This window comes from Aeromonas sp. Prich7-2 (genome assembly GCF_017939255.1).
In the GTDB taxonomy this organism is placed as follows: domain Bacteria; phylum Pseudomonadota; class Gammaproteobacteria; order Enterobacterales; family Aeromonadaceae; genus Aeromonas; species Aeromonas caviae.
This window is the reverse complement of record NZ_JAGKRI010000032.1, coordinates 25371-40741: the sequence shown is the minus strand read 5'-3', so window position 1 is coordinate 40741 and position 15371 is coordinate 25371. Positions and strand designations below refer to the sequence as shown.

At 63.5% G+C, this 15371-nt stretch carries 13 protein-coding genes and 1 riboswitch; of the genes, 6 read left to right on the top strand and 7 right to left on the bottom strand.

Features of this window, described 5'->3' with window-relative positions:
- Positions 1–142 precede the first annotated feature (142 nt).
- Complete coding sequence (locus tag J9892_RS07080; RefSeq protein ID WP_210538123.1) at positions 143–1189, top strand: OmpA family protein; 1047 nt, start codon at positions 143–145, stop codon at positions 1187–1189.
- Positions 1190–1263: 74 nt separating this feature from the next.
- On the opposite strand, the gene J9892_RS07075 is transcribed toward J9892_RS07080, so the two are convergent.
- A complete protein-coding gene (locus J9892_RS07075; RefSeq protein ID WP_039039301.1) occupies positions 1264–2958 on the bottom strand; it encodes an NAD-dependent malic enzyme in 1695 nt (564 codons plus the stop codon).
- A gap of 55 nt (positions 2959–3013) precedes the next feature.
- The gene (locus tag J9892_RS07070) at positions 3014–3871 is read right to left on the bottom strand and encodes an AraC family transcriptional regulator (RefSeq protein ID WP_041213342.1); all 858 of its coding nucleotides are present in this window, start codon (positions 3869–3871) and stop codon (positions 3014–3016) included.
- 120 nt (positions 3872–3991) lie between these two features.
- On the opposite strand from J9892_RS07070, the gene J9892_RS07065 reads away from it, so the two are divergent.
- Complete coding sequence (locus tag J9892_RS07065) at positions 3992–5371, top strand: MATE family efflux transporter (protein WP_053288166.1); 1380 nt, start codon at positions 3992–3994, stop codon at positions 5369–5371.
- A gap of 151 nt (positions 5372–5522) precedes the next feature.
- Positions 5523–5771, top strand: coding sequence for a YciN family protein (locus J9892_RS07060; protein WP_010673495.1), 249 nt, complete (start codon positions 5523–5525; stop codon positions 5769–5771).
- Positions 5772–5801: 30 nt separating this feature from the next.
- Here J9892_RS07060 and J9892_RS07055 read toward each other — a convergent pair whose 3' ends face one another.
- Positions 5802–6941 (bottom strand): GGDEF domain-containing protein, encoded by a 1140-nt coding sequence (locus J9892_RS07055; protein WP_010673494.1) that lies wholly within the window; start codon positions 6939–6941, stop codon positions 5802–5804.
- Between the two features lie 243 nt (positions 6942–7184).
- Between J9892_RS07055 and J9892_RS07050 the strand changes: the two genes are divergently transcribed.
- The gene (locus tag J9892_RS07050) at positions 7185–8582 is read left to right on the top strand and encodes a nucleobase:cation symporter-2 family protein (RefSeq protein WP_041213345.1); all 1398 of its coding nucleotides are present in this window, start codon (positions 7185–7187) and stop codon (positions 8580–8582) included.
- Between the two features lie 100 nt (positions 8583–8682).
- Entirely contained in the window at positions 8683–9396 is a 714-nt protein-coding gene (locus J9892_RS07045) for a protein ligase (RefSeq protein WP_052816157.1), read from the top strand.
- A 195-nt stretch (positions 9397–9591) separates the two neighbouring features.
- On the opposite strand, the gene J9892_RS07040 is transcribed toward J9892_RS07045, so the two are convergent.
- Positions 9592–10968 (bottom strand): sodium:alanine symporter family protein, encoded by a 1377-nt coding sequence (locus J9892_RS07040; RefSeq protein WP_210538122.1) that lies wholly within the window; start codon positions 10966–10968, stop codon positions 9592–9594.
- 264 nt (positions 10969–11232) lie between these two features.
- A riboswitch (glycine riboswitch) is annotated at positions 11233–11343 on the bottom strand.
- Positions 11344–11849: 506 nt separating this feature from the next.
- Between J9892_RS07040 and J9892_RS07035 the strand changes: the two genes are divergently transcribed.
- Entirely contained in the window at positions 11850–12998 is a 1149-nt protein-coding gene (locus tag J9892_RS07035) for a type III PLP-dependent enzyme (protein WP_010673490.1), read from the top strand.
- 65 nt (positions 12999–13063) lie between these two features.
- On the opposite strand, the gene J9892_RS07030 is transcribed toward J9892_RS07035, so the two are convergent.
- The 3 genes from J9892_RS07030 to yfcD form a co-directional block, all read right to left on the bottom strand.
- Positions 13064–14032, bottom strand: a complete 969-nt coding sequence (locus tag J9892_RS07030) for a calcium/sodium antiporter (RefSeq protein ID WP_010673489.1) — start codon at positions 14030–14032, stop codon at positions 13064–13066.
- 124 nt (positions 14033–14156) lie between these two features.
- Entirely contained in the window at positions 14157–14627 is a 471-nt protein-coding gene (locus J9892_RS07025) for a peroxiredoxin (RefSeq protein ID WP_052816154.1), read from the bottom strand.
- 112 nt (positions 14628–14739) lie between these two features.
- A complete protein-coding gene (gene yfcD, locus J9892_RS07020) occupies positions 14740–15270 on the bottom strand; it encodes an NUDIX hydrolase YfcD (RefSeq protein ID WP_080990053.1) in 531 nt (176 codons plus the stop codon).
- Positions 15271–15371 lie beyond the last annotated feature (101 nt).

The following is a 15371-nucleotide window of genomic DNA, read 5'->3' as shown; positions in this document are numbered from 1 at the left end:
AGTGTGCTAACGCCAGGAATCGCATGCGTTTCCTGGCGTTGGTTTCTGCCTTGGCGAGGGCCAAGAAATCGATTGGATCGGACATACTGAGTACAGTGAAACCAGAATAGAGCAATTAGATCACATCTTTAATCTGATTGGTATGAAACCTGTGTGGATTGCATTGGCATTGGCGACGAGTGCCGCCCAGGCGGCACCTGTTCACGACTGGTATGTGGGGGCTGGGGGTGGCTGGGCCTTTGCCCATGACATCGATGATTTCAGCCAGGGTGTCGGCAAGGACGCGACCGCCATCAACGCCTTTGTCGGCTACAACTACAACGAGAATCTGGGGGCAGAGCTCGGCTACCTCTCCACCGGTGACTGGGATATCGCCGGCCAGGACTTCAACAGCAAGGGGGCCACCCTGTCGGTCATTGGCCGTTTGCCCCTGGGGGACATCTTCTCTGTCTTTGCCGAAGGGGGCGGTTATCTCTATCACGTCGACTCCGTCAACGGGGGGGATGACAATCTGGCTCCCCTGGCGGGTCTGGGCCTGACCGCCAGACTGAGCGACTGGGTAGACATCCAGACCCGCTACCGCTACATGGTGCGAGTCGGGGACGATCCTGACAACGACAAGGTGGGCAGCGGTACCAAACGCTGGGTCAGCGACATCAGTACCGCCACCATCGAGCTGGTGCTTCACCCCAATCGCACCGTCGCCGCAGTGCCGGTGGCCGCGCCTCTGGTTGTGGCACCGCCGCCCCCGGCTCCCGAGCCGGTGGATCAGACCTTCAACCTGAGTTCGGATGTGCTGTTTGCCTTTGGCAAGGCGGAGCTCAAACCGGAGGGGATGCAGGCACTCGACGCCCTCTACCAGCAGATCGTCGACGTCAAACCCAAGGATGGCAGCGCCGTGGTGATGGGCTACACGGATCGCATCGGCTCGGATGCCAACAACCAGGCACTGTCGGAGGCCCGTGCAAGCACGGTCGCCAACTTCCTGATTGGCAAGGGGCTGCCCGCAGACAAGGTGAGCATCCAGGGCAACGGCGAGAGCAACCCGGTCACCGGCACCCAGTGTGATGCCATCAAGGCCAGGGCCGCCCTCATCGACTGCCTGGCCCCGGATCGCCGGGTCGAAATCCGGGTCACCGGCGTCAGCAATCCTGCCGAGCCCGCCCCCGCCGAGCAACCGGCACAATAACCTCCTCTTCCTTCACCGCCGTGCACAAAAAAGGGATGCCGAGGCATCCCTTCTGCATGTCTGTCCCCTTGGGATCAGAAGGAAGTACGACGATAGCGGCGGTACTCGGGACGCCAGAAGTTCGCCTCGATGGCCTGATCGATCACATCATCGGGGGTCTGCACCGCCTTGCCCTGCAACATGGCGGTCTTGGCCACCATCTTGGCGATGTAGCGGGAAACCTGATGGATGTCCGCCAGATCCGGCAGCAAGGAGCCCTCTTCCCCCTTCACCAGGGGTGAACAATCCGCCAGGGCACGGCTGGCCGACATCAGCATAGCATCGGTCACCCGGTTGGCACCGGAGGCGATCACCCCAAGGCCGATCCCCGGGAAGATGAAGGAGTTGTTGCACTGGGCGATGACGTAGCGCTTGCCCTTGTACTCCACCGGTGCGAACGGGCTGCCCGTGGCGACCAGCACCTGGCCGTCGGTCCAGCGAATGAGATCCGCCGGGGTGGCTTCCACCCGGGAAGTGGGGTTGGAGAGCGGGAAGATGATGGGACGGGCACAGTGCTTGTGCATGGTCTTGACCACCTCTTCGGTAAACAGACCCGGCTGGCCGGAGACCCCGATCAGGATGTCCGGGCGACCGTGCTCCATCACCTCCAGCAGGGAGATGTTGTCCCCCACCGGCCACTCCTTGATCCGCTCGACTGGCTGGGAGAGCTTGCGCTGGAAGTCGAGCTGGTTGGGGATCTTGTCGGTGATGAGACCGAATCGGTCCACCATGAAGACCCGGCCCCGCGCCTCGGCGTCGGTCAGCCCTTCGGCCTTCATCTGCGCCACGATCTGCTCGGCGATGCCACACCCGGCACTGCCCGCCCCGAGGAAGGCGACCCGCTTCTCGGAGAGTTTGGCACCGGAGGCCTTGCAGGCGGCGATGAGGCTGCCCAGGGTCACCGCGGCGGTCCCCTGAATGTCATCGTTGAAGCAGCACAGCTCATCCTTGTAGCGGTTGAGCAGCGGGGTGGCATTGCCCTGGGCGAAATCCTCGAACTGCAGCAGGATGTCCGGCCAGCGGCGCTTGACCGCCTGGATGAAGGCATCGACGAACTCGTCGTACTCTTCGCCGGAGATGCGCGGATGGCGCCACCCCATGTAGAAGGGGTCGTTCAGCAGCTGCTGGTTGTTGGTGCCCACATCCAGCACCACCGGCAGGCAGTAGGCCGGGGAGATGCCGCCACAGGCGGTGTAGAGGGAGAGCTTGCCGATGGGAATGCCCATGCCGCCGATGCCCTGATCCCCGAGGCCCAGGATGCGTTCGCCATCGGTGACCACGATCACCTTGACGTTCTGCTTGGTGGCGTTTTGCAGCATGTCATCGATCCTGTCCTTGTCCGGATAGGAGATGAAGAGGCCGCGGGCACGACGATAGATGTTGGAGAACTCCTCGCACGCCTTGCCGACCGTCGGGGTGTAGATGACCGGCAGCATTTCGGTGAGGTGGTTGTTCAGCAGGCGGTAGAAGAGCGTTTCGTTGGTATCCTGGATGTTGCGCAAATAGATGTGCTTGTCCATGTCGTTGCCAAACGCCATGAACTGGCGATAGGCACGCTCTGCCTGCTCTTCGATGGTTTCGATGTTCTGGGGCAGCAGACCTTCCAGATTGAAGCTGCTGCGTTCTTCGCTGGTGAAGGCGCTGCCCTTGTTGAGCAACGGCGTCTCCAGCAGGGCTGGACCTGCGTAGGGAATGTAGAGGGGACGTTTCTGATTATTATCTTCAAACATGGATCTGTACCTTGACTGTGTGGCCCGTCGATCCTATGGGCTTGAGCCAACAATTTCAAAGGGTTTGCACCTCCCTTGCGAAAGGTTTGCGACCCAGTCGACGAAAGGCCCCCGGAGTCTGACCCGTCAGACGGCGAAAACGGTTGGCAAAGTTGGCGCCGTCGCTGTATCCGACCCGGGCCGCCAACTCGGCCAGCGGCCAGTTGGTGTAGAGCAGCAACTGGCGCGCCTTGTTCATGCGAAGCCCGGTGAGCCAGGCCATGGGGCCCATGCCGAACACCTGCTGGCAGAGCCGGTGCAGATGGGGCACCGAGCAGGCCATCTGGTCGGCCAGCAGGGCCACGCTCCAGGGCTCGTCCAGACGCGCCTCCACCCGCCGAAACAGCGCCTGCAGCCGCAGCTCCGGCGTGCCGCGCACCTCCCCCTGCAGGGTTCGCTCCAAGAGCGCCAGCAGCAGGCTCAGCAGCTGGGGCTGGAGTGGCGAACGTATTCCCTCCCCCTGCATCAGGCTGAGCAGATGGTAGAGCTGCTCCCCCTCCTCCCCCTGCCAGATGCGATGGCCAAGCCGGTGCAGATGCTGCCAGCGCGGCACGTCGTCCAACAGGATCCAGCTGGTATGCCAGGCTTCCCCCACCAGCCTGAGGCCCCCCGGCACGGCGGCCGGGAGAAAGACCAGGGCTCCCGCCGGGATGGGCTGCTCCCCGCCATCGGTGAGCAGGGCGCCCCCCTCGTCATGGCTCACCATCAGGATGTGAAACTCCGGTCGGTTGCGGCGGATAAGGTAGTGCTCCCGTATCGTCGAGAGGCCGGTCAGGAAGACGCCCGCCTCCCCAAGCAGGGGCAGCCCTTCGCGTCCCAGCATCCGCTCTTCGCAGGCCGGGGCGATTTCCAGACACTCGCTGATAAATGGCATAGCACCTCAACAGGATAGTTTTGCACAAGAAAGCCGAGAGAGGCTCACAGTGAAACCTCCCGATATCACCCCTATCATACCCACGACAAACCCTGATTTTTACCAACCCGGTTAACATAAATGAATTATTGGCAAGCGATTTTAAAACAAACCACCGATCGCGAGTTCATGACGCGACTGTGGCGACTGGCCCTGCCGGTTTCGCTGCAATCCATGATGTTCTCCCTGCTCGGCCTCATCGACATCATGATGGTGAGCCAGCTCGGCACCACGGCTGTGGCGGCGGTCGGCTTGGGCAACCGGGTCTTCTTCTTCAATCTGCTGGTGATAGCGGGGCTCTCGGGCGGAGTCTCGGTGTTGGCGGCACAATATTTCGGCCGTGGCGAGATGGCCGGGGTGCGCCGCTCCCTGGCCCTGGCCCTGGTGGGCGCCCTGGCGGTGAGCCTGCCCTTTGCCCTCGTCTATGTGTTCTCACCGGGCAGCGTGCTCGGGTTTGCCAGCCAGGAGCCCGCGCTGCGCGAGCTGGCCGACGAGTTCCTGATGATCACCGGCGCCACCATCCTCTGCACCGCCGTGGTGGTGCCCCTGGAGTCGGCCCTGCGCTCGGTGGGCAATGCCGCGGCGCCGACCCGCATCGGCATCATCGCCATCATCGCCAACGTCATCCTCAACTATGCCCTCATCTTCGGCCATTTCGGCGCCGACGCCATGGGAGTAGCCGGTTCCGCCTGGGGCACCACCCTTTCGCGCCTGCTCCAGACCGCGCTGCTGCTTGCCTATGTGTGGCGTGCCGAGCCCCGTCTCATCCCGCGTAAGCAAGACTGGCTCGCCGCCTTCAGGCGCAAGGAGGTGGTGCGCTTCACCCTGATCGCCCTGCCGCTGTTGCTGCACGACGGGCTCTGGGCCTTCGGCATGCTGCTCTACGGCTTCCTCTACGCGCACCTCGGCACCGACGCCCTGGCCATCATGACCACCCTCGGCACGCTGGAGAGCATCCTCATCTCCCTCTTCTTCGGGCTGGCGGTGGCCTGCTCCACCCTGCTCGGTCACCGGCTCGGGGCAGAGGAGTATGACGAGGCCTGGCAGCACTCCCAGCTCTTCCTGCTGCTGGCCCCCGTCGGCGCCCTGCTGGTGGGGACCGCCGTCTGGCTGATGCAGGGCAGCCTGCTGCAATGGGTCGGCAACCTGCCGGGCGAGCTGATGACTGAGGCCGGCCAGGTGCTCGCCATCATGTGTCTGGGCATGCTGCTCAAGGTGTTCAACATGGTGGGGATCGTCGGGGTGCTGCGCTCGGGGGGGGACGTCAACTACAGCATCTTCATCGACATCGTCGGCATGTGGTGCATCGGCCTGCCGCTGGCCTGGGTGGCGGTCAGCCTGCTGGGCTGGCCCCTCTCCTGGGTGGTGGCCGTGGTCCTGCTGGAGGAGCTCTCCAAGGTGCTGCTGGTGCAGCGCCGCATTCGCCAGCGCCGCTGGCTGCGCAATCTGGTGCTGGGATAAGGGAAGAGCGCAAAGCGGGAAAATGCGGGGTCATATCAATGACAGAAAATCCCGCTTTGCAGTATGCTGGCCCCCTCTTCAATCAGAGGCGGGGTGCGCCGGCCATGCCGACCCTTGTGCCCCTGCCCAGTAGTCGTTTAAGGAGACGAGCATGCAACCACAAAAAGAGCGGATCACCGAGACTGCCCTGCTGGAGATGGCCAACAAGATCATTCGTGAACACGAGGACTTCATCCACGGCATGCGCGCCGACTCGGTGGAGCAGAAGGGGGACATACTGGTGTTCAAGGGGGAGTTCTTCCTGGCAGAGGACGGCACCCCGACCGGCAAGACCATGGCGGTGTTCAACATGTTCAAGCTGCTGGCCCAGCAGCTCTCCGGCAAATACACCCTGGCCTGACGCCAGCCCCGTCATCACCGGATGCCGCCCTCAGGCGGCATCCGTTTTTGTGCGCCCTGCATCGCCCGCGGGTTTCCCTGCCTCGGCCACCACGCAGTTGCGACCCGCCATCTTGGCCATGTAGAGGCACTCGTCCGCCCGGTTGAGCAGATCCTCCACCCCCTCGCCGCGCTGGGCCAGGGTCAGACCGATGCTCACCGTCACCTCCAGCAGCTCGTCGGAGGTGGGGCTTTTCACCAACCTCGCTTCCACCGCGACCCGCAGCCGCTCCGCCACCCGCTTGGCCTGTGCCAGATCCGTGCAACCGGGCAACAGGATGGCAAACTCCTCCCCGCCGTAACGCCCGAGCACCATGCCGGGCTCCAGTTGCTCCGACAGGGTGGCCGCCACCTCCTTGAGCACCGCATCCCCCGCCAGATGGCCGAAGGTGTCGTTGATGCGCTTGAAGCGGTCCAGATCCAGCAGCAGCACCGCGAAGGGGGCCTGTTTGCGGATCATGGCGGCCCTCGCCTTCTCGAGCTGCTTCATCAGCAGGCGGCGGTTCATCATGCCGGTCAGCTCGTCCGTGGTGGATTCCCGATAGAGTTGCAGCAGCATGTTGAGCTGGCCGCACTGCACCCAGGCGCTGGCGATGGCAAAGAGCCCCAGCAGCCAGACCTGGTTGAGGGTCTGCACGCTCCAAAGAGGCTGGCCCACCAGCAACCAGTTGCCCGCCAGCATGGTGGCCAGAATGCCCCCCGCCAGTTGCAGGCTGAGGGAGAGGGGAATGGGGAAGATGGCGAACAGGCTGATGAGCAGATAGGGGAAGGCCATGTAGCCCGCCTGCATCTCCTGATCCGCGCCGAAGCTGTGCAGGCAGATGAGGGAGAAGAGCATCATCACCGCCATCAGGTAGCCCAGCGCCAGCTTCATGCGCTCGCGCTTGAAGTGGATGAGATAGGAGAGGGGGATGAGGGGCGAGAGGGCCAGCAGGCAGAAGATCCTGACCTGGAACAGCGCCTCGAACTGGATGGCTGGCAGGGTCAGCCAGTCCACCAGGGCCCAGCTCGGGAGCCCCGCCATCAGCAGACAGGTGAGCAGCCGCAGCCGCACCGTCATGAAGCCCATCCGGGTCAGGGTAAAATCTTCGGAGTGGGCGCGGGCACTCCAGAACTCCGACAGCTTCAGCATCCAGAGTCTCCATCTTCGAACCGAGGGCTCATTCTACACCGTCCCCATTCTGATGCATCAGCCTCCCTCCCCTTTGTGAGGGATCGGTCTCACACAAACCGGCGGATCTTAATCGCCACAGGAAAACGTTTCAACCCATCGAGAAATAAACGAGTTTGCGCTCAATTAGCGCTGGAAAGCGCGATACCAATCACTAAAATAGCGCCCAATTTTCTCCCATCCCCCCACACATTCGAGGTATTTATGGAACAGGCTGCCGCCCCAAGCGCCATCCGAGAGGCCCATCCCCCCAGGCGAGCCCACAGCGAACTGGTCTACGGCATCGAGGATGTCCCCCCCCTGCCCCAGACCCTGTTCGCCGCCCTGCAGCATATGCTCGCCATGTTTGTCGCCATCATCACCCCGCCCCTCATCATCGCCAACGCCCTCGGCCTCCCCGCCGACGACACCCGCTACATCGTCTCCATGTCCCTGGTCATGTCCGGCATCGCCTCCTTCATCCAGACCCGCCGTTTCGGCCCCCTCGGTTCCGGCCTGCTCTCGGTACAGGGCACCAGCTTCAACTTCCTCGGTCCCATCATCGCCTCCGGCCTCGCCCTCAAGCAGGCGGCCATGCCCACCGACGATCTGCTGGGCACCCTGTTCGGCACCATGCTGGCAGCGGCCCTCACCATCGTCGTCATGAGCCGCTTCCTGCACCTGGTCAAACGGATCATCACCCCGCTGGTGACCGGCATCGTGGTATTGCTCATCGGCCTGACCCTCATCAAGGTAGGGCTCATCAGCATGGGGGGCGGCTATGGCGCGCTGGCGGACGGCAGCTTCGCCAGCCACACCAACCTCTTTCTCTCCCTGCTGGTGCTCGGCCTCATCGTGCTGATGCAGCGCAGTCGCAACCCCTGGTTGCGCCTCTCCGCCATCATGATCGCCATGCTGGCGGGCTATGCAGTGGCACTGCTGCTGGGCAAGGTGGCTGCCCCCACCTTCGACGGCCCCCTGCTGATGGTGCCTGTTCCGCTGCACTACGGGCTCGGCTTTGACTGGCAGCTGTTCGTGCCGCTCGCCATCATCTTCGTGGTGACGGCGCTGGAAGCCATCGGCGACATGACCGCCACCTCCGACATCTCCGGCGAGCCGCTGGAAGGGCCGGTCTACATGGCGCGGATCAAGGGGGGCGTGCTGGCCGATGGCGCCAACTCCATGCTGGCGGCGGTCTTCTCCACCTTCCCCATGTCCACCTTCGCCCAGAACAACGGCGTCATCCAGCTGACCGGGGTGGCCAGCCGCCATGTCGGCCTCTTCATCGCCGCCATGCTGGCCCTGCTCGGCCTGTTCCCGGCGGTGGCGAGCCTGGTGCAACAAATACCTGAACCCGTGCTCGGCGGCGCCACCATCGTCATGTTCGGTACCATCGCCGCCGCCGGGGTGCGCATCATCTCCCGGGAGGAGCTCGACCGCCGCGCCCTGATGATCCTGGCGGTGTCGCTCGCCATGGGTCTCGGAGTGGCCCAGGTGCCCGAGGTGCTGCAACACCTGCCGGAGCTGGCCAGGAGCGTGCTCTCCTACGGCGTCGCCACCGGCGGCCTCACCGCCATCCTGCTCAATCTGCTGCTGCCCAGGCGCGCCGCCGCACAGGCCTGACACTCCGCCATCCTTGCACCAAAGCCCCGCCATGCGGGGCTTTACCTTGTTTGCCCCCGCGCGTACTGTGCTTGGCAGCCTCTGCCAAAGGATGCCTTTCATGCCTTATACCCTGCTGCCCCCGCCGCCCGCCCACCAGACACCCGACCAGATCCTGGCCGAGGAGCAGCGCTGGCTGCGGGAGTGCGCCGGTGACGGCGAGCCCAGGGCCCTCCTCTGGCAGGGCCCCCAATGCCTCATCGTCACCCGCAAGGATACCCGTTTGCCCCGCTACCAGGCCGCCTGCGAGCAGCTTGCCGCCGAGGGCTGGCCGGTGTTCGTGCGCGACAGCGGCGGCACCGCCGTGCCCCACGGCGCCGGCATCCTCAACCTCTCCCTCATGCTGCCCCGCATCACCACGGATCTGGCCCACTACTACCGGCTGCTGGGGGCGCCCCTGCTCGCCCTGCTGGAGGAACACGGTCTTGCGGGCAGCTACGACTTCGTGCCCGGCTCGTTTTGCGACGGCCAGTACAACCTGGTGATCGGAGGGCGCAAGGTGACCGGCACCGCCCAGCGCTGGCTGGCGCCGGGCCGGGAGCACGACGGCGCCGTGCTGGCTCAGGCCATGCTGCTGGTGGCGGGGGATGTGGACCAGGGCACCCGGATGGCGAGCCGCTTCTACGAACTGGCCGGGGGCGAGCTGCGCTTTGCTCCGGGCACCTCCACCACCCTGTCCCACGCCATTGGCTGGCAGGGGGATGAGGCGGCCCTGGTGAGCCGGGTGAGCAGGGCGCTGGCGCAGCGGCTCACCGGAGATATTCCCTCCCCCTGACCCCCTGGGGGCAACAAGCGCTGCCATTCATTGCGTAAAATGCAAAAAAGCCACGTTGAGAGTCGTGGCTTTTGCGTATTTCGCACAGATATTGTCAGAAGAGCCGGGATCCGGGTTTTGCCATCCCAGCCCGGATCCCGGTTGACACCATGGACAGGAGCCCGGTGACAGGACTTCCCGCAGGCCCGCTTCTCATCAGGCCGTCTGCGGCTCGGGCTCGGACTCCGTATCCCGGTCCCGGCTGAAGTAGGCGCGGGTCTCGGCAATCACCACGTGGCGCAGGCCGATGAGGCCGATGAGGTTGGGCACCGCCATCAGGCCGTTGACGATGTCGGCCAAGAGCCAGATCAGGTCCAGATGGAGGAAGGCACCGCTCGCCACCAGCACCAGATAGATGAGGCGGTAGGGTTTGATCGCCTTCACCCCGAACAGGTACTCGGTGCAGCGCTCGCCGTAGTAGTTCCAGCCAAGGATGGTGGTAAAGGCGAAGAACAAGAGGCCGATGCTCACCAGATACTGGCCCACATGGGCATCCAGCCCCTGGGCAAAGGCCAGACTGGTCATGGCCGCACCGCTCACATCGCCGCTCCACACCCCGGTCACCACCAGCGTCAGGCCGGTCATGGTGCAGATGATGATGGTGTCGATGAAGGTACCGGTCATGGAGACCAGCCCCTGCTCCACGCAGGAATCGGTCTTGGCCGCCGCCGCCGCGATGGGGGCCGAGCCCAGGCCCGACTCGTTGGAGAAGACCCCGCGCGCCACCCCGGACTGGATCGCCAGCATGATGCCGGCGCCGACGAAGCCGCCGGTGGCCGCATGGCCGGTGAAGGCGCTCCCGATCACCAGCATGACCGCATCGGGCAGGGCGCCTGCATTGTTCACCAGCACCCCGGCACAGGCGACGATGTAAAAGATGGCCATGAAGGGCACCACCTTGCTCGACACACTGGAGATGGACTGAATACCCCCCAGGGTCACCAGCGCCACGATCAGGGTCAGCACCACGGCGGTCACTTCACGAGGTACCGAGAAGGAGAGGCTCATGGCATCACTGATGGCATTGACCTGGGGGAAGGTACCGATGCCGAAGAAGGCGACGCCGATGCCGAACAGGGCAAACAGCTTGGCGAGCGGCCTGGAGCCGAGCCCCTTCTCCAGATAGTACATGGGGCCACCCGCCATCTGGCCGTTGGCGTCCTGCTGGCGATATTTCACCGCCAGCAGGCACTCGGCATACTTGGTGGCCATGCCGAACAGGGCGGCCATCCACATCCAGAACAGGGCGCCGGGGCCGCCCAGCTTGATGGCGGTGGCGACCCCGACGATGTTGCCGGTGCCGATGGTGGCGGAGAGGGCGGTGCACAGGGCGCCGAAGCTGGAGACATCCCCCTGCTTGCCCTGACCCTGATCGCGGCCAAAGACCAGCTTGAGGGCCAGCGGCAAACGCACGATCTGAAGCAGACCCAATCGCCAGGTGAGATAGATACCGGTCCCGACCAGCAGGATCAGCAGGGGGGGACCCCAGATAAAGCTATCGATGGCGGCGAGCGCCGATTGAATTGATGACATGCATCCTCCTTAAAAAACAACGATTAAGGAGGAGAAGGATGATCTTCCCATAGGTGTCGCGATCGGCCAGAGGCGATCGGATGCGGGCCAAGAATGTGTTCACACTCTTACTGCGAGGCCGTGATCAAGGCTCATGCGCAGCTCGCTTATGTGGGACCGAGAGGCTCATGTACTCACATACACCCCGGTTCCTGCGCGGCGCTTTACCTTGCTGACGACCTCTCGTGACAGATTGTGAACAGTTCCAAGCTCAGGTACAACCATCCCATCCCCTCTGTCCTTTTGCCTGAGAGTTTCCGGCGCCAGATTGCGATGCAATCGTGGTGCCTTGCTCCTTCGGCGCCCGATTCAACGGGTCTCTCCAGAGTATCGTCCAGTAGCAGTCCACACCGGTTGCCCGGTACCTGAAAGATTCACTTCTTCGGTGGATGGTTGCCCATCGCTCTCCTGCTACCTTCATCCGAACTAGTTTGGATTAGGAAGCGGGCATGGTAATCCAAAAACTGTGAGCTGTCTCGCACTCCCTGGCCCCGGCGCCCCCTTTTTACATGGCCGCAACACCCAGGCCTGATGTTATTAGTTCGTTAACTATCAACAGCTTATCAAGCTCCCTTCGGGGGCGATCCCCATCACGGCCCTGAACGCTCCCCGTATCAAGAGCCTGTTTCGTCTCGACCAGAAAAACTTGCCAACATATCCAATCAAAATGCTTGCACACAAACTCAATAAGCCGATAATCCCGCGCATAACTAAGCACTTCGCAAGGGAGTTATGCAATGTGCCTGGTTGGTCCCTCCGGACCGCTCGCCTGAGCCGGCCGTCGCCGGTTCAATCGCATATGGCTTGGGCATATCACGCCCCCTAAGGATTTTCAAAAGAGAATGAACGAGACCCTGGTCGCACAAGATTACCGTCAGTTGGTTGAACAATTCGGCTCCCCCCTGCTGCTGCTCGACAAGGCAGCCGTCCGCAAACAGTATCGGGCCCTGGCGGCCGCCCTGCCCGATGTGCGCTTGCATTATGCACTCAAGCCCCTGCCCCACGAGGCGGTGGTCTCTGTCTTGAAGGAAGAGGGGGCCTGTTTCGATCTGGCCACCAATGGCGAAGTGGATCTGGTGCGCAGCCAAGGGGTTCGCCCGGGGCGCTGCATCCATACCCATCCCATCAAGCGCGACAGCGACATCCGTTATGCCCTGGAATTCGGCTGCACCGTGTTTGTCTATGACAACCCGCTGGAGCTGGAGAAATTCCTGCCCTACAAGGACGAGGTGAAACTGCTGCTGCGGGTCAGCTTCCCGAACCCCGAGACCAAGGTCGATCTTTCCAAGAAGTTCGGCTGCACCCCGGAGCAGGCACTGCCGTTGCTGCAACTGGCCCAGGCCAAGGGGATCAAGGTGATGGGGCTGTCATTCCACGTCGGCTCCCAGGTGCCCCATGCCCGTCGCCACGTGCAGGCCATCGACGCCTGCCGCGAGATCATGGAGCAGGCCTGGGAGCTAGGGCTCAAGCCCTGGGTGCTGGACATCGGCGGCGGCTTTCCGGTGGACTATGACGGCGGCGAGTTCGACATCGACGGTTTCTGCGCCCCGATCCGCGAGGCCCTGGCCAAGCTGCCCGCCACGGTGCAGAAGATTGCCGAGCCGGGCCGCTTCATCAGCGCGCCGGCCATGACCTCGGTTTCCAGCGTGATGGGCAAGGCCCACCGCGGCGACAAGATCTGGTACTACCTGGATGACGGTCTCTACGGCAGCTACAACGGCCAGCTCTACGACCACGTTACCTACCCGGTGAGCACGCCCTATGCCCACGGCGAACTGCACAATGCGGTGCTCTCCGGCCCCACCTGCGACAGCGTGGACGTCATCCGCGACAGCATCATGCTGCCGGATCTCGAGATCGGCGAGCTGGTGGTGGGTCGGGTGATGGGGGCCTACACCTGGGCCTCCGCCTCCACCTTCAACTTCTTCCCCAAGGCGAGCATCCTGATCCTGGACAGCGCCCAGAAGCAGAAGCTGGTTGCCGTGGCCTGAGACCAGGACCCGCGCACAAAAAAGAGGGGACGCCGCGGCGTCCCCTCTTTCATTTCATCACCAGACTAGATGAACTGGCTCGTCAGCAGCCAGCCGGTGTAGGCGACGAAGCAGGCGAGCAGCACGCCCCCCTCCAGCCGGTTGATGCGCCCCTGCCCCTTGCGGCCCAGACACATCACCAGCAGCAACAGGGTCAGCCCCATCATGATGCTCCAGTCGCGGGAAAGCACTTCGGGCGCCACCTCGAGCGGGTGGATGCCGGCGGCGATGCCCACCACGGCCAGGGTGTTGAACAGGTTGGAACCCAGCACGTTGCCAAGGGCCAGATCGTGCTCGTTCTTGCGAATGGCGATGAGGGACGATGCCAGCTCCGGCAGGGAGGTCCCCACCGCAACTATGGTCAGGCCAATCACCAGATCGCTGATGCCAAAGCCCTGGGCGATGGTCACCGCCCCCCACACCAGCAGACGGGAAGCCCCGATCAGCAGCACCAGGCCGACGATGAGCCAGAGGATGGCGCTCTTGAGAGACATGCCCTCGGAGACGATGTCCTCCTCAGTATCAGTATCCAGCGCATCCCCCTTGCCGTTCATGCCGGCCCAGATGGACCAGCCCATCAGCACTGCGAACACAGCCCCCAGAATGGCGGCATCCATCCGGCCCAGATTGCCATCGATGAGCAGGGCGCCGGAGAGCAGGGTGATGCCGAGCAGGATGGGGATCTCCTTGCGCACCACCTGGGAGGCGACGGCAATGGGGCTGATCAGGGCGGTCAGACCCAGGATCAGGGCAATATTGGTGATGTTGGAGCCATAGGCATTGCCGAGCGCGAGCCCGGGATTGCCCTGGGAGGCCGCCAGCGCGGAGACCACCATCTCGGGGGCCGAGGTACCAAAACCGATGATCACCATGCCGATCAGCAGCGGCGGCATACCGGCGTAACGGGCGGTGGCGGCGGCGCCGTCCACGAACTTGTCGGCACTCCAGACCAGCAACGCCAGTCCGGCAATCAGGGCAACAAAAGCCAGGGTCATATTGTTCTATCTCATCCACGGCAAACACGAGAGCCAGGCAAGTTGCCTGGCTCCATCCAAACGCGGCCTCAGTGTAACGGGGTCGCTTGCTATTTCAAGGTGTAATCAAACGCCGATTAATCTTTCACAGCGCCGCCAGCAGGCTCTGGGCATCCGACACCTCGAACTTGCCTGGCGCCTCCACGAAGAGCCGCTCCACCACACCGTCGTTGGCGATGAGGGCAAAACGCTGGGCCCGCACGCCGCCGAAGGCGCCGGTCTCCTTGGCCAGACCCAGTGCCCGGGTCCAGCTGCCGTCACCGTCCGCCATCATGGTGATGGCAGAGGCGTTCTGGGCCTCTTGCCACGCCTTCATCACGAAGGCGTCGTTGACCGACAGACAGCACAGTTCCACCCCCTTGGCCTTGAACTGATCGGCCAGCACCACGTAGCCCGGCAGGTGAGCGTTGGAGCAGGTGGGGGTGAAGGCGCCGGGCACCGCAAAGAGCACCACCCGCTTGTCGGCAAACAGGGCCTGGGTATCCTTCACCTGCTTGCCCTCGGCGGTGATAAAGGTAAATTCCCCTGCGGGCAGGGATTGACCGACCGTGATCATGATGACGCATCCTTCTGTGGTTCAAAGAGGCCCAGTCTACCCCATTCCACCAGAAGGCGAAGGGGTCCATCGAGCAGCAACCAAGCGATCGGGGAGCGAACGCCTGTCGCCCCTATTTCTGGCCTGATGGCAGGCGCCTTGCCTGCCAGGTGGCGATGGCGAGCAGGGAGTCAGGCGTGAACTCGTCCGCCCGATCGGCTATCTCGCCCAGGCTCATCCAGTGCACCTCGCTCACCTCTTCGGCCTGCAGTTGCAGCGGCCCCTGATAGTGACAACTGAACAGGCCGCCCCAGACCCGGTAGCGGCTGCAGCTCGCCTCCCCTTCGGCATAGAAGGTGCCGTAATCCTGCAGGGGCACGTCGCGGATCCCCAGCTCCTCGGCCAGCTCTCGCCGGGCGGAAAGGGCCATGGCCTCCCCCGTGGTCACCACGCCACCGGCGCAGGCATCCAGCATGCCGGGGCAAAAATCCTTGCTCGGGGTGCGCCGCTGCACCAGGATGCGCTCAGCCTCATCCAGCACCAGGATGTAGCTGGCACGATGGCGCAGGTTTTCCTGACGCACCCTGGCGCGCTCGGCCACCCCGATCACCCTGTCCTGCTCGTCTACTATGTCCACCCACTCCACGTGCGGCACCTTTGTCATGTCTGCAATGGCCGCAGTATATCGGGCCCCGGACCCGGACTCTCACTACTTTTTCAACGCCGGGGCTGCACGCCAGCCGATCACAAGACAGATTCATACAA